Origin of the sequence: Devosia marina, from assembly GCF_009758415.1 — a bacterium.
Taxonomy (GTDB): domain Bacteria; phylum Pseudomonadota; class Alphaproteobacteria; order Rhizobiales; family Devosiaceae; genus Devosia; species Devosia marina.
In genome coordinates this window covers 61,361-75,306 of the sequence record NZ_WQRF01000001.1, presented here as the reverse complement: position 1 = coordinate 75,306, position 13,946 = coordinate 61,361, and the positions used below count along the sequence as shown (strand labels likewise).

13 protein-coding genes are annotated in these 13,946 nt (G+C 61.1%); 6 read left to right on the top strand and 7 right to left on the bottom strand.

Going from position 1 to position 13,946, the window contains the following annotated elements; all coding sequences use genetic code 11:
* Positions 1-25: 25 nt before the first annotated feature.
* The 4 genes from yjfF to ytfQ all read right to left on the bottom strand — a co-directional run bounded on the left by yjfF (position 26) and on the right by ytfQ (position 4,653).
* The gene (yjfF, locus tag GO014_RS00395) at positions 26-994 is read right to left on the bottom strand and encodes a galactofuranose ABC transporter, permease protein YjfF (RefSeq protein WP_116589600.1); all 969 of its coding nucleotides are present in this window, start codon (positions 992-994) and stop codon (positions 26-28) included.
* Positions 991-1,989 carry an ABC transporter permease gene (locus GO014_RS00390; RefSeq protein WP_157288678.1) on the bottom strand — a complete coding sequence of 333 codons (999 nt, stop codon included), beginning with the start codon at positions 1,987-1,989 and terminating at the stop codon, positions 991-993. The genes yjfF and GO014_RS00390 overlap by 4 nt, the downstream gene beginning before the upstream one ends.
* Positions 1,986-3,503 (bottom strand): sugar ABC transporter ATP-binding protein, encoded by a 1,518-nt coding sequence (locus tag GO014_RS00385; protein ID WP_157288677.1) that lies wholly within the window; start codon positions 3,501-3,503, stop codon positions 1,986-1,988. The genes GO014_RS00390 and GO014_RS00385 overlap by 4 nt, the downstream gene beginning before the upstream one ends.
* A gap of 178 nt (positions 3,504-3,681) precedes the next feature.
* Entirely contained in the window at positions 3,682-4,653 is a 972-nt protein-coding gene (gene ytfQ, locus GO014_RS00380) for a galactofuranose ABC transporter, galactofuranose-binding protein YtfQ (protein ID WP_343030688.1), read from the bottom strand.
* A gap of 360 nt (positions 4,654-5,013) precedes the next feature.
* Between ytfQ and GO014_RS00375 the strand changes: the two genes are divergently transcribed.
* From GO014_RS00375 to GO014_RS00350, 6 genes are all read left to right on the top strand, one after another.
* Positions 5,014-6,066, top strand: a complete 1,053-nt coding sequence (locus GO014_RS00375; protein WP_179952894.1) for a LacI family DNA-binding transcriptional regulator — start codon at positions 5,014-5,016, stop codon at positions 6,064-6,066.
* Positions 6,067-6,187: 121 nt separating this feature from the next.
* Positions 6,188-7,462 (top strand): ABC transporter substrate-binding protein, encoded by a 1,275-nt coding sequence (locus GO014_RS00370; protein WP_157288675.1) that lies wholly within the window; start codon positions 6,188-6,190, stop codon positions 7,460-7,462.
* 68 nt (positions 7,463-7,530) lie between these two features.
* The gene (locus GO014_RS00365) at positions 7,531-8,427 is read left to right on the top strand and encodes a carbohydrate ABC transporter permease (protein WP_157288674.1); all 897 of its coding nucleotides are present in this window, start codon (positions 7,531-7,533) and stop codon (positions 8,425-8,427) included.
* Positions 8,424-9,254: an ABC transporter permease subunit gene (locus GO014_RS19030; protein ID WP_157288673.1), complete on the top strand. Its 831-nt coding sequence runs from the start codon at positions 8,424-8,426 to the stop codon at positions 9,252-9,254. Before GO014_RS00365 ends, GO014_RS19030 begins: the two co-directional genes overlap by 4 nt.
* A 5-nt stretch (positions 9,255-9,259) precedes the next feature.
* Positions 9,260-10,303 carry a zinc-binding dehydrogenase gene (locus tag GO014_RS00355; protein WP_157288672.1) on the top strand — a complete coding sequence of 348 codons (1,044 nt, stop codon included), beginning with the start codon at positions 9,260-9,262 and terminating at the stop codon, positions 10,301-10,303.
* A gap of 21 nt (positions 10,304-10,324) precedes the next feature.
* Positions 10,325-11,098, top strand: a complete 774-nt coding sequence (locus GO014_RS00350; RefSeq protein ID WP_157288671.1) for a hydroxypyruvate isomerase family protein — start codon at positions 10,325-10,327, stop codon at positions 11,096-11,098.
* A 21-nt stretch (positions 11,099-11,119) separates the two neighbouring features.
* Here GO014_RS00350 and GO014_RS00345 read toward each other — a convergent pair whose 3' ends face one another.
* Genes GO014_RS00345 through GO014_RS00335 form a run of 3 tightly spaced genes read right to left on the bottom strand, consistent with a single transcriptional unit; the run spans position 11,120 to position 13,916 of the window.
* On the bottom strand, positions 11,120-12,193 hold the full coding sequence (locus tag GO014_RS00345; protein WP_157288670.1) for an ABC transporter ATP-binding protein: 1,074 nt from the start codon (positions 12,191-12,193) through the stop codon (positions 11,120-11,122).
* Positions 12,190-13,017, bottom strand: coding sequence for a carbohydrate ABC transporter permease (locus GO014_RS00340; RefSeq protein WP_157288669.1), 828 nt, complete (start codon positions 13,015-13,017; stop codon positions 12,190-12,192). Before GO014_RS00340 ends, GO014_RS00345 begins: the two co-directional genes overlap by 4 nt.
* Complete coding sequence (locus tag GO014_RS00335; RefSeq protein WP_157288668.1) at positions 13,014-13,916, bottom strand: carbohydrate ABC transporter permease; 903 nt, start codon at positions 13,914-13,916, stop codon at positions 13,014-13,016. Before GO014_RS00335 ends, GO014_RS00340 begins: the two co-directional genes overlap by 4 nt.
* Positions 13,917-13,946: the final 30 nt, after the last annotated feature.

Below are 13,946 nucleotides of genomic sequence, written 5' to 3'. Positions count from 1 at the left end.
GCCCCGCCCTCTGCCAGCCACACATTCAGGACGCTTTCTCTCCCTGCGTAGAAGCAGCAAAAATAAGCCGCTGCAACACGATGAACAGGAACAGCAAAGCCCCAATTACAATCTTGGTCCACCAACTCGACAGGGATCCGTCGAATATGATGTAGGTCTGCACCAGCCCCAACAGCATGACCCCGATAAAGGTGCCAAGCACAAAGCCGTAACCACCGGTCAGCAGGGTGCCGCCGATGACTACTGCGCTGATCGCGTCGAGCTCGACGCCCACGGCGGCCAGCGGGTAGCCGGCAGAAGTATAGAGGGAGAAGACGATTCCCGCCAAGGCGGCGAGCGTGGACGATACCATGTAGACGCCCACCGTGGTCCGGGCCACAGGCACGCCCATCAAGGAGGCTGAAACCGGATTGCCTCCAAGAGCATAAACGTAGGAGCCAAAGCGTGTGCGGTGCGCAACCAGGGCCCCGATGATGAAGACAGCGACCATCAGCAGGCCGATAAAGCTCAACCGTCCTCCGCCCGGCAGGCGAATGATGAGATCGGAGATCCAGTCATAGAACTCGTGGTTTACCGGCACAGAGTCCTGCGTGATGACGGAGGCGCCACCACGGGCCAGGAACATGCCTGCCAATGTGACAATGAAGGCCGGTACCTGCAGGTAGTGGACCGCGAGGCCCATCCCGGCGCCAAAGCTGGCAGCGACGGCAAGGGCCAGGGCAAATGCGGCAAGCGGATGCCACCCGGCCCATGCGATCAACACCGCGACCAGCACGCCGGTAAAGCCGATGACCGCGCCGACTGACAGGTCGATACCGCCTGAGATGATGACGAAGGTCATGCCGACCGCAGTAATGCCGAGAAAGGCATTGTCGGTCAGAAAATTGCCCAGCACGCGCGTGGAGAACATGGACGGGAACTGCATGACCGCCAGAGCATAGGCGATGGCGAAAATGACGGCCGTGGCGACCAGCGGACGAAGGCTGCGGCTCATTTGCTGGCCTCCCGGACAGGCATGCGCGTTGGCATAATGCGGCTTGCCAAAGGCGACTGGATGATGAGGACAAGAAAGATCAAGGCAGCCTTGACGATCAGGTTGAATTCGGGCGGGAAGCCGGAGACCAGAATGCCGGTATTCATCGCCTGGATGATGAGCGCGCCCAGTACTGCAAGGGGGACCGAGAAACGCCCTCCCAGGAGCGAAGTGCCGCCAATGACCACGGCCAGAATGGCATCGAGCTCGAGCCAAAGGCCGGCATTGTTGGCATCGGCCCCACGAATGTCGCCGGCCACGATAATGCCGGCAATTGCCGCACAAACGCCGGACTGGCCATAGACATAGAGCAGCAGCATGCGGCTGCGAATGCCCGCGAGGCTTGCGGCCGCCCGGTTGACGCCGACCGCCTCGATAAAGAGCCCCAGGGCGGTCTTGCGCACCAGCAGCGTCACCAGCACCAGAAGGGCCAACGCAATGACAGCCGCCATGGGAAATCCGAGGAACGAGCCTGTGCCAATAAAGATAAGCACGGGGTCGGTGAAGGTGACGATGAACCCTTCGGTGATGAGCTGGGCGATACCGCGCCCGGCCACCATGAGCACCAGAGTTGCCACAATGGGCTGAATGTCGAGCACAGCGACGAGGAAACCGTTCCAGAGGCCACAGGCCAGGCCAACCGCGAGCGCGGCGGCGACAGCGACGGGTGCTGGATAACCGGCCACCACCAATGTCGCGGCCACCGCGCCCGCCATGGCCATCACCGCGCCGACCGAAAGATCGACACCCTTGGTGGCGATGACACCCACCATGCCGATGGCCAGAATGGCCACGGGCGCGCCCCTGTTGAGCACATCGATCAAGCTGCCAAACAGCCGACCGTCCTGCCAAGTTATGCGGAAAAAATTTGGGAACAGCAACCAGTTAATCAGCAATACGCCGAGCAGGGCCAGCAATTGCGGATTGGCGAGGCGAGACAGAAGACGCCGCGTCATGCGAGTTCCTCATCGTGGTGATTGGCGATCGCCTGCACGATGACGCCAGGATTGATATTCTCGCCGTTGAGTTCGGCGACCATTTCGCGATCCCGCATCACCACGATGCGGGTGGAATAGGCGACGACCTCGTCGAGCTCGGAGGAGATGACGACAAGGGCCATTCCCTCGTCGCGCAGTCGGTTGATCGTGCGCACAATCTCGGCATGCGCCCCGACATCGATTCCGCGGGTCGGTTCGTCCAGAATGAGAAAGGCCGGATCGGTGGCCAACCAGCGCGAGAGGATGACCTTCTGCTGATTGCCACCCGAGAGCAGCTTGATCGGCATATCGAGCGAGGCGGCGCGAATATCCATGGACTCGCCGAACCGGCCGGCAATCTCCATCTGCTCGTCGCGATTGAGCGCGCTGAACCAGCCCAGCTTGCCCTGCAGCGCAATGATGATGTTCTCGCGGACCGACAATTCGCCAAAGATGCCTTCGGCCTTGCGGTCTTCGGGACAAAAGCCAAAGCCATGCCGGATGGCATCGGTGGGGCGGGCAATTGTCGTCCTGACGCCGGCGATGGCCACCTCGCCTTCGTCGGCGGCATCGGCGCCAAACATGATGCGGGCCATTTCCGTGCGGCCGGAACCCAGGAGGCCCGCGACGCCAATCACTTCGCCCTTGTGAATGGTGAGATTGAATGGATGCACGCTGCGCTTGCGCCCATACTGCGAAAAGTCGAGCAGGATATCGCCCATGGGACGCGCATCCTCGACGCCGGTTGCGCCGGAAAAGGCGACGTCCTTGCCCAGCATCAGGCGGACCACGTCGGTGCGGCTCATTGCGTCCAGCGCCCGGGTCTCGATCAGCTTGCCATTGCGCAGGATGGTCACCCGGTCGGCGACAGCAAAGACCTGGTCCAGAAAGTGGGTGATGAAGACAACAGCAAGACCGCGCGCCTTGAGGTCGCGAATGATCTCGAACAGGCGCTCGACCTCATAGCGGTCAAGACTCGCAGTCGGCTCGTCCAGGATCAGCACCTTGCCCGAGAGTTCGACGGCGCGGGCAATGGCGACAATCTGCTGTACGGCGACCGAATAAGCCCCCAGTTCGCTCGTTGGGTCGATCTCAAGGCCGTAGCGCTTGAGAATGTCGCGGGACTCCCGCTCCATCTTCCGGCGATCAACCAGACCAAAACGCGTGGGTTGATGGCCCAGGAAGAGGTTTTCGGCCACGGACCGGTTGGGGAGGAGATTGACCTCCTGATAGACAGTGCCGATGCCGAGGGTCTGAGCCTGTTGCGGATTGTCCATGTGGACCGGCTGACCGTCGGCAAGCACCTGCCCCCCATCGGGCTGGTAGGCGCCGGTGAGAATCTTGATCAGGGTCGATTTTCCGGCGCCATTTTCGCCCAGGAGCGCATGGACCTCACCGGCCCGCAGGCCGAAATCCACCGCGTCGAGCGCCACATGATTGCCGAAAATCTTGACGATGCCGCGCGCTTCGAGCGCGTATTGCTCATCAGGCATGTGCCCCTCCCCTGCCTGTGGGCAGTCTGCACTAAACTTTCAATGACGTCATGGCCCGCCATGCTGGGCCATTGCCATGCCGGACCACCCGGCCCGCGAGATTGTCCCAGGATTGGGCCGGGTGGTGAGGATGGTGGAGGTTCAACGGGCCATCGGCTGCGCCGAGTTATCCCGCCTCTTAATATCCGAGATCCTTGCGGCGCTCATATTCACCCTGCGGATCATCGGCGGCCGTATAGAGCTTGGATTCGGTGATGATGAACTTCTCGGGCATGGTGCCATCGGCCCAGTAGGCGCCCAGGGCATCAAAGGCTGGACCGGCCATGTTGGGGGTCAGCTCGACCGTGGCATTGGCTTCGCCCGCAGCTATGGCGGTGAAGATATCGGGCACGGCGTCGATGGACACGACCAGAATATCCTCGCCCGGTGCAAGGCCAGCGTCCTTGATGGCCTGGATGGCGCCCACGGCCATGTCGTCATTATGGGCATAGACCGCACAGATGTCGGCGCCGCCATTTGACGATTTAAGGAAGGCTTCCATCACTTCCTTGCCCTTGGAGCGGGTGAAGTCACCCGTCTGGCTCTGGGCGATGGTGACGTTGGACGCATCGGCGATGGCTTCTTCAAAGCCCTGCTTGCGGTTGATGGCCGGGCTCGACCCGACCGTGCCCTGCAGCTCAACGACATTGCAGTCCTCACCAGCCACTTCATCGACCAGCCACTGGCCGGCCACGCGGCCTTCAAGCACCTGGTCGGAGGCGACGGATGTCAGATAAAGATCTTCCGGTGCGTCGATGCCACGATCGAGCAGCACCACTGGAATTTCGGCTTCCTTGGCTTCGCTCAGCACGTCTTCCCAGCCGGTCGCCACAACGGGCGCCACCAGGATGGCGTCAACGCCCTGGGCGATGAAACCGCGAATGGCCTTGATCTGGTTTTCCTGCTTTTGCTGCGCATCGGCGAATTTGAGGTCGACACCGCGCTCTTCCGCCTGCTGGCGGGTCACGGATGTCTCGGCGGCGCGCCAGCCGGATTCAGAGCCGATCTGCGAAAAGCCAATGACCTTGCCGGAAATGTCCTGCGCCATGGCACCCGAAGACAAAGCGGTAGCGAGGCCTGCCGCGAGGGCAAGCTTGGTTATGATGTTCACAATGAAGTCCTCCCAAATTCCGCCCGGCGTATTCGCTTCGGGCGGTGTGAGGACGCTATATAAAGTACTATTATATGTAAAGATGAAATTTCAGATGGGACGAACGACCCTGGCGACTGCCTTGTCAAAACGCCCAAAATCCCCGGATTTCCGGGGCCAATGCGCTGTTGGGACGACCCTGCGCGGCACCGCTCCAAAAAAGCAAAAACACTGTTCCATTGTGCGCGCATTGGCTGCATTCTTGGCCCGACTTTGGGGGGGAAATCGGGAAGTTCCAAGCGAGGCGCGCCAGGCGGCGCGCGACGGGTGCGGGGGCGCCGTCCCCATTGCGCACGACTTCGGCGAGGACAGGGAATTTCATTGATCAGCAAAGCTGCAACGCTACTGGAAGTCGCCCGGCTGGCTGGCGTGTCCACGGCCACGGTCAATCGCGTCCTCAAGCAGCAGGGCTATATTTCCGACGATGCGCGCCAGAGAGTGCTCGCCGCCGTTGCTGCCACCAATTACCGCCCCAATGTGGTGGCGCGCGGACTGCGCACGCAGCACACTTATACGATCGGGTTGATGCTGACGGCCATTACCGTCAATCCTCTGTTTGTGGGCGTGGCCCATGCCGTGGAGGCCGCCGCGATTGCTGCGGGGTATCGCGTGGTGATCTTCAACCATGGCGGCAGCGCCAGCCATGAGCGCCACGGCATCGAGACCTTTATTGCCCAACGTGTCGACGCGGTGCTGTTCTGCACCACGGCCAGTCCGGATAACGTGGAGATACTCGTCGATTCCGGCATTCCGGCCATCGAGATCGAACGCTCGCTGACCGAAACGGCCCGATCCGTTCGAGTCGACAATTATGTGGGCGCACGCGCAGCGGTGGACCATCTGGTGGGCCTTGGTCACCGGCGCATCGCTTTTGTCGGCGGGGATCCGGCGATTTATCCGCGCGACCTGGCCCGCCAACGATCAGTGGAAGACGACCGGCTGTCCGCCTATCTCGACGGCATGGCCGCCCACGGTCTCAAACCCATGCCAGACCATGTGCGGTTGGGCACCTATTACGACCTCGACGCAGAGATATCCGGTACAGAAGGCCAGCAGCACACGAACGCACTCATGGCCCTGCCCGAACCGCCGACCGCAATCTTTGCGACATGCGATATTCTGGCCACCGGCGTCCTGCAATCGCTCTACCGCATGGGCAAGCGCGTGCCGCAAGACGTTTCCGTGGTCGGGTTCGACGACACGATTGCGGCCTATCTGGCACCCGAGCTGACCACGGTGGCGCAGCCCATGACCGCCTTGGGGCGACATGGGTTTGACATGGCCCTGGCGGCTATCGAACGCCGTAAAGTGCCCGATGAAATCGTTCTCGAAACAAGCTTGGTGATCCGAAATTCAACAGGCCCGGCACCTTAGGGTGAGACAGTTTGACACACCTTATAACGACATGTTAGCAATCTTCCATGTCAACGATGACACACCTACCACACGGGACATGGCGCTGCGCGCGACGGACGAGTTCAAAGGGAAGATATTCATGCGGCACGTTTTGCTAGCGGCGACAGCATTCGCCACCACACTAATCAGTGTGCCGGCATTTGCGCAGACGGTGACGTTCTGGCAGTTCTCCACCAATCCAAATGACATTGCTGCTTGGGAAGGGATCATAGAGGCCTTTGAGGCCGGCCATGAAGGTATCGATGTGGTTATGGAGATCGTACCCTGGTCCGAGCAGCAGCAAAGGCTGGTTACCGCACTGACGACCGGCGGCCTCCCCGATGTGTCGATGCTGGGCAATAATGTGGTGGCGCAGTTCCAGGCTATCGGCGCATTGGCGCCGCTCGACGACGCATTTGCCGCCTATGACGCCGAACATGGCACTGACGTTGCTGCGGACATCTGGCCGGGGGACAGAGGCTATTACAATCTGGGTGGCCAGTGGTGGGCCTCGCCCATCGCAGTGGAAACCCGCGCCCTCTACTATCGCAAGGATCTGTTCGAGCAGGCCGGACTGGATCCCAACGCACCCCCCGAAACCTGGGAGGAGTTGCGCGCCACGGCCAAGACCCTGACTGAGGGAACGCCGGACGGCACCTACGGCATTGGCCTGTCCACGAGCCTGGACTATTTCACCATCCACAATTTCATGAGTGCCTATCTCGGTTATGGCGCCCGCATGCTGGCCGATGACGGCACTTGTGGCTTCGACTCGCCTGAATTCAAAGACGCCCTGTCAGTTTACACCGGAATTGCGCTCGACGGCTCGACCCATCCCGATGCGGCCAGCATGGACGGCAATACCTTCCAGCGCGGCTTTCTCGACGGTCGCTATGGCATGATCCTCATGCACCCGAGCCTTTATCGTGACCTGGTCACAGAGCAGCCCGAATGGCTCGATCAGGTCGATATTGCCAAGGTGCCGGCTGGTCCCGCCAATCGCTCCGGATTCCTGGGCGGTTGGCCCTTGGTGATGTGGGATGCGTCGGATGCAAAGGAAGCGGCCGGACAATTCATCATGTTTGCCACCCATGGCGAGGCCTTCAAGGAGCTGGCCGTGGCCGGTGGCTTCATTCCGGGCAGTATTTCGCTGGCGCAGGGAGAGCCCTGGACCGAGTTCCCCTATCCGCTCTTTGTCGACCAGCTGCAGGATGCACGACCCTATCAATATCCGAGCGAGGCCATTGCGCAGATGGGTCAGCTCGAAGTCGACACGATCCAGAAGGCCGTCCAGGCCGTTGCCCTGGGTCAGAAGGATATCGACCAGGCGGTGAGCGACCTATGCACTGACATCAACACGGTCCTCGCGCGGTAAAGGCATTCCCCGGGCGGAGCCGACCTCCCACCGTCCGGGGCTTTTTCTTCCTCAGTCAAGACCGGTCCATGTCCACAACCGCACAAGTGCACGTGCCCCGGGCGTTTGGTAAAGCAGCCCTGCCCTATGCACTCGTCGCCCCCGCCATACTCGTGGCCCTGGGCATCGCCGTGCTCCCCCCGCTCTACGCGCTCTGGCTGTCATTTCAGGACTGGTATCTGCTGCGCAATCCGCAGCCGGTGTGGGGTGGGCTGGTCAATTTTCAGGCCCTGCTGACTGACGGCGCCTTGTGGCGTGCTTTCTGGCGCACCTGGATCTGGACGTTGGGTACCGTGGCGGTGGAGATCGCACTGGCGCTACCCCTTGCCCTGCTGCTCAACCGCGACACGACCGTTGCGCGCCTGGCCTCGGCGCTGATCCTGCTGCCCTGGGTGATGCCCTTTATCGTGCTTGGCTACGGCTGGCGCTTCCTGCTCGATAGTGAGGTAGGGGTGTTGCACGCTCTGCTTCAGTTCTTCGGCATTGCTGGCAACAGCTCCATCCTCAATGATCCAAACCTGGCATTGGCCGTCATCACCTTCATCTCGGGCTGGAAAGGCATGCCGTTCATGGTGCTGGCGCTCCTGGCCGCGCTCAAATCGATCCCGGATGAACTCTATGAGGCAGCAGCCATTGATGGGGCCGGTCCCTGGCAACGCTTCGTCAGCATCACGCTGCCCTCGATACAGAACACCATGCTGATCATTGGCCTGGTGCTGGGGATCCTCGCATTCTACAGCTTCGACCTGCCCTGGATCATGGCGCGCGGCGGTCCTCAGGACGCTACAACCATTCTTGGCATTACCATGTTCAAAGCGGTCTTTACCGACCTCAGGCCAGCCTACGCGGCTGCCATCAGCGTTGTCATGCTGGTGATCCTGGCTGCAGCGTCCTTCCTGACCCTGAAATTGGGGAGGCGCCCGTGAACCGCGGCAACTCGCGCCTGCGCAATGGGCTCCTCGACCTCTTGACCATCTTGCTCCTGGGGCTGGTGCTGCTGCCCATCATTTGGGTGTTTGTTGCCTCGATCCGCCCCGATGCCGACATCATGTCCCGCAGCCTGATCCCAATGCAGATCACCTTCGATCATTTTGCGGAGATATTTTCGCGTGGCGACTTTCTTGTGGCCTTGCGAAACAGCCTGATCGTGGGCGGTCTAGTGGCCGTCTGCACCGTTCTCATCGCGGTTCCCGCCGCTTATTCGCTCAGCCGCTTCACCTATCATGGGCGCGACTTCATCGGCTTTCTGATCCTGGCCACACAGATGCTGCCGGCCGTTGCCGTGCTGGTGCCCCTGGTCGTGATCATCCGTTCGCTGGGCCTGGCCAATACGCTGACAGCGCTAACGGTTACGCATCTGGCGCTGGGCCTCCCCATCGCGGTCTGGATGCTCAAGGGTTACATCGATGCCGTGCCGCGCGAGCTTGAAGAGGCCGCGGTCATCGACGGATCATCGCAGCTGGGCGCCATGGTCCGAATTACCTTGCCACTGATCCGACCGGCAGTGGTGGCCGTAGGTACTTTTGCATTCGTCCTGTCCTGGGGAGAGTTTCTGCTGGCCCTGGCGCTGATCACCAGCACCGAGGTCAAAACGCTGCCACTTGCGCTGCAAACCCTGTTCGATCCCTACTCATTCAGTTGGGGTGTGGTGATGGCGGGGGGCGTGGTCATTGCCGCGCCGACGGTGTTGCTGTTCCTGCTGTTTCGTAATCAACTCGTCGGCGGACTGACCGCGGGCGGTATCAAAGGGTGACAAAAGTGTCGTTGACGACCCAATCGCTCTATTTCACCGGTCCGCGCGCTGTCGAGGTGCGCCCCGAGCCACTCGACGGGCCAGGTCCTGGCCAGGTGCTGCTTGAACTGCTGGTGTCCGGCATCAGCGCCGGTACCGAACTCAACGTTTTCCGCGGCCTTGCGCCGCAATGGCGGCAGGCCATGGATCCCTGCACACGACTCTTCTCGGACGCCCACGGCTCCGAATGGCACTGGCCGGCACGGTATGGCTATGCGGCGGTCGGCCGGGTCGCTGCACTTGGCGAGGGTGTTGCGCGGATCAGTATAGGAGACATGGTTTTTGCCTATGCGCCACATGGACGCCACGCTGTGGTCGACGCCAATGCGGTGGTTCCCCTCAGCACAATCGAAGACCCCGAGATCGGCGTATTTTTTGCCAATCTCAACACCGCCTATAACGGTCTGCTTGACGCCAATATCGCGCTTGGCGCCGACGTCGTGGTCAGCGGACTGGGGGTGATCGGGCAACTGGTCACGCGGTTGCTGACCCGTAGTGGGGCCCGGCAGATCATTGGCATTGACGGCATCGAGCAGCGCCGCCAGGCGGCACTCAAAGGCGGCGCAACCTCGGTGATTGACCCGGCTTCCGGTGAAGTGGCCGAGAGGGTTCGTGATCTCACCGAAGGGCGCGGCGCCGACACGGTTATCGAGGTCTCGGGGGCGGCTCCCGCACTAAACGAAGCCATTCGCACGGTGGGCTTCAACGGCACGGTGGTTGCCATGTCGTGGTATGGTGGAAGCTTTGAAAGCCTCAGCCTATCTGGGGAATTTCATCACAACCGGCCACGCATCATTTCTTCGCAGGTGGGTACCGTAAACCCATTCCTCGGGCCGTTGTGGTCTGTGACACGACGCGGCAACATCGCGCTCGAATATCTCTCTGACCTCGGGACAGACCTCAAGGAATTCGTCACCCACCGTGTGCCGCTCGCCGAAGCGGAGCGCGGCTACAGCTTGCTCGACCAGGGATCGCCCGAAGTCATGCAGGTGCTGATCGACTATCGCTGAACTCGAACCGAATGGTCCACGATGAAACTTTCTGCCTGTATTGAATGGCTGTTTGCCGATGCCAGCGTCGATTTTGCCGACCGTATTCGCCTGGCGAAGGCGGCAGGTCTGGACGCAGTCGAATTTTGGCTCTGGTCCAACAAGGATCTGGATGCCATCGAGGCCGCGCTCAAGGAAACCGGCATGACTCTGAGCGGCTTTGTTGCCGAGCCGATGATCGCCCTGACCGATCCGGCCAATCACGCCGCTTTTCTCTCCGGGCTTGCCACCTCGGTGCGGACGGCGCAGCGGCTGGGCGCCAAAGTCCTGATCGCCCAGGCCGGCGACGACCTACCCGGACGATCCCGCGAAGAGCAGCACAAGGCATTGGTGGATTGTCTCAAGGCCGCAGCCGATGTGCTGGAAGGCAGCGGGGTGCGCCTGGGCGTCGAACCCCTGAATACCCTGATTGATCACAAGGGATATTACCTGTCCTCCACCCGCGAGGCGCTCAACATTGTCGACGAGGTGGGCCGCACCGAGATCGGCATCGTCTATGACCTCTATCATTCCCATGTGATGGGCGAGCGGATCGAGGACGTGCTGCAGCAACGCGTCTCACGTGTCATTCATGCCCACGTGGCCGATCATCCCGGCCGCAACGACCCGGGCCTGGGCGAAATCGACCTCGGCCATCGGCTGGCCTGGCTTTACGCCAATGGCTATAGCGGCGCGGTGGGGCTTGAATACCAGCCGGAGGGCAGCACGTCAGAGGCTCTCGATCGCGTCCGTGCGGCACTGAGCGTGCCTGCCTGAGCCTCCGGTCAGGCGGATAGTTCAAAGCGCGCGTTCGGTCTCCGCATCGAAAATGTGCACCCGTTCGGGCGCGATGTTCAGACCAACCGTGTCCCTGGATCTGATGTCGCTGCGTCCGGTGATGACCACGGTCAGCTCCGGTGCACCGTCCGTCGTCAGATAGGTCAATGACCCAGTCGATTCCACGACGGAGACGGGCAAGACGATCTGCCCGCTTTTGCCTGGGGTCGCCTCGATATGTTCTGGACGCAATCCGACAATGACCTTCCGGCTTGGCTCCAGGCTTCGGCCAATGGGCAAGGCCGCGACCCCCTCAAGTTCCAAGGTCACATGCTGGCCGTCGTCAGCAATGGTCCCGGGGATGAAGTTCATCGCGGGTGAACCGATAAAACCGGCGACAAAGCGGGTGGCCGGGGTGTCGTAAAGCGCGAGCGGGCTGCCCTGCTGTTCGATGACACCATCACGCATCACCACCACATGATCGGCCATGGTCATGGCCTCGATCTGGTCGTGCGTGACATAAACAGAGGTTGCGCCGAGCCGGTCGTGCAAGGCACGGATTTCCTTGCGCATATGCACGCGCAGGGCGGCGTCCAGATTGGACAGCGGCTCGTCGAACAGGAAGGCCTTGGGGTGGCGGATGATCGCCCGCCCCATGGCCACCCGCTGGCGCTGGCCACCGGAGAGCTCGCGTGGATAGCGATGCATCAATTGCTGCAGGCCAATGGTCTTGGCAACTTCGTCTGCAGCTTTCCTGGCCTCTGACCTGGGCACGCGCTTCAGGCGCAAAGAATAGGTCAGGTTCTGCTCAACCGTCATATGCGGATAAAGCGCATAGGACTGGAACACCATGGCGACATCGCGCTTGCGCGGCGGCACACCGTTCATCACTTCGCCGGCGATCTTCATGGTGCCGCCGGTGATGCTTTCCAACCCAGCAATTGATCGCAGAAGTGTCGACTTGCCGCAGCCCGAGGGCCCGACCAGAGCCACGAACTGGCCCTTGGGAATGATCAGGTCGATGTTCTTGAGCGCGTGGAAGGTGCCATAGTGCTTGTCGATGCCGACGAGTTCGATCTGGGGTTGGGCACTCATTTGAGGGCTCCCGAGGTTAGGCCGGACACGATGCGGCGCTGCAGGATAACGAAGACGAGGATGATTGGGGTCACATACATCGCGGCATAGGCCATGATCCCGTTCCAATCGGTGGAGTTCGGGCCAAGGAAGCCCGACAGGCCGACACTGGCCGGCTGAAGCGACTGCGTCGTGATGATTGATTTCGAATAGATGTATTCGCCGAAGGCCTGCATGAAGGTGAGAATGGCCAGCACGAGGATGCCGTTTCGCGCCAGTGGGAGCACGATGAAGAAAAAGGCACCCCAGCGCGAATTGCCATCGACCAGCGCCGCTTCCTCGAGCTCGCTTGGCACGCTCATGAAGGTGGCGCGGACGAGCACGATATAGAACGGGATGGACTTGCCCGCGGCGGCAATGATGACCGCCGTTCGCGGATAGTCGAGCAGGCCGAGCTGGTTGAAGCCGACATAGAGCGGCGTGATCATCACCGAGGCCGGCAGGACCTGCAGCATCAGGATGGCGAACAGGCCAATATCGATCCAGGGGTTGCGGTAACGGGCCAGCACATAAGCGCAACCGGTGCCGAGCAAGACGGTGAGGGTGGTCACGCCGGTGGCGATGACCAGGCTGTTCCAGAGGAACGTGTCCATGGTCCGCCGCTCCCAGGTCGCCGGAAAAATGGAGAAATCCGGTTCGCGGGGCCAGAAGGTCGGCGGATTGGCAAAGATCTCCGAAGCGCCCTTGAGGCTGGTGGCATACATCCAGTAGAGCGGGAACAGATAGACTGCCGCCAGCGCCAGAGCGAGGATCAGCAGGAGTTTTGGTGCAGCAACCCGGGTCATCCGCGCACCTCATGGCGGGTCGAGCGGACATAGACGATCGAAGCGACCAGCACGAAGATCAGCATCATCATCGAGACGGTGGCGCCCTTGGCAAAGTCGAAGAGCTGGAACGACCACTGCCAGGCCCAGTATTGCGCCACATTGGAGCTATTGGCGGGTCCGCCTTCGGTGATGGCGGGGAACAGGTCGAACTGCTGCAGGGTGTAAATCAGGCCGAGGGCAAGGACTGCGCCGATGGTCGAGCGCATCATGGGCAGGGTGATGGTAGTGAAACGCTGCCAGCCATTGGCACCGTCGAGTTCAGCCGCTTCGTAGAGGTCACGCGGAATGCCGGCGAGACCGACCGATAGCAGCATCATGTTGAAGGCCAGACCGAGCCAGATATTGGCGATGGTGACGGCCCAGATCGACAGGTTCGGGTCGGATTTCCAGAACATGGTGCCATCGATAATGCCGAGCCCGCGCAGGATCGCGTTGAGCACGCCGAAATCGCCGGCCAGGATCCAGCCCCAGAGCGCGCCGACCACAAGGCCGGGCATGACCCAGGAGACGAGGAACAGGCCACGGATTGTCGAGGCAAAGGGGAAGCTGAGCATAAAGAAGATGGCAAGTGCGAAGCCGAAAATGAACTGCCCGGCAATCGAGCCGAAGACGAAAATTGCTGTATTCCGGATGACCAGCCAGAATTCGGGCTGGCTGACAATCGCCACATAGTTCTCAAATCCGGCAAAGGGCCTGGAGAACGTGTTGAGATTGAACATATCGACTTGCTGGAAGCTCATCACGACGTTGTAGACGAGCGGTACGCCGGCAAGGGCGAACAGAAAAAGCATCGTCATGCCGACCATGATGAGATCGAAGCCCTTCCCATCGGTGATGCTGGACAGAATGCGGCGCATGGTCCGACCTCTTCCCGTATTGGTTTGTTG

Excerpts from the sequence above, each read along its gene's own strand:
- GO014_RS00385 (WP_157288677.1), bottom strand. The coding sequence starts at position 3,503 with ATGCCTGATGAGCAATACGCGCTCGAAGCGCGCGGCATCGTCAAGATT.
- GO014_RS00365 (WP_157288674.1), top strand. The coding sequence starts at position 7,531 with ATGTCCACAACCGCACAAGTGCACGTGCCCCGGGCGTTTGGTAAAGCA.
- GO014_RS00370 (WP_157288675.1), top strand. The coding sequence starts at position 6,188 with ATGCGGCACGTTTTGCTAGCGGCGACAGCATTCGCCACCACACTAATC.
- GO014_RS00340 (WP_157288669.1), bottom strand. The coding sequence starts at position 13,017 with ATGACCCGGGTTGCTGCACCAAAACTCCTGCTGATCCTCGCTCTGGCG.
- GO014_RS00335 (WP_157288668.1), bottom strand. The coding sequence starts at position 13,916 with ATGCGCCGCATTCTGTCCAGCATCACCGATGGGAAGGGCTTCGATCTC.
- GO014_RS00345 (WP_157288670.1), bottom strand. The coding sequence starts at position 12,193 with ATGAGTGCCCAACCCCAGATCGAACTCGTCGGCATCGACAAGCACTAT.
- GO014_RS00390 (WP_157288678.1), bottom strand. The coding sequence starts at position 1,989 with ATGACGCGGCGTCTTCTGTCTCGCCTCGCCAATCCGCAATTGCTGGCC.
- yjfF (WP_116589600.1), bottom strand. The coding sequence starts at position 994 with ATGAGCCGCAGCCTTCGTCCGCTGGTCGCCACGGCCGTCATTTTCGCC.
- GO014_RS00350 (WP_157288671.1), top strand. The coding sequence starts at position 10,325 with ATGAAACTTTCTGCCTGTATTGAATGGCTGTTTGCCGATGCCAGCGTC.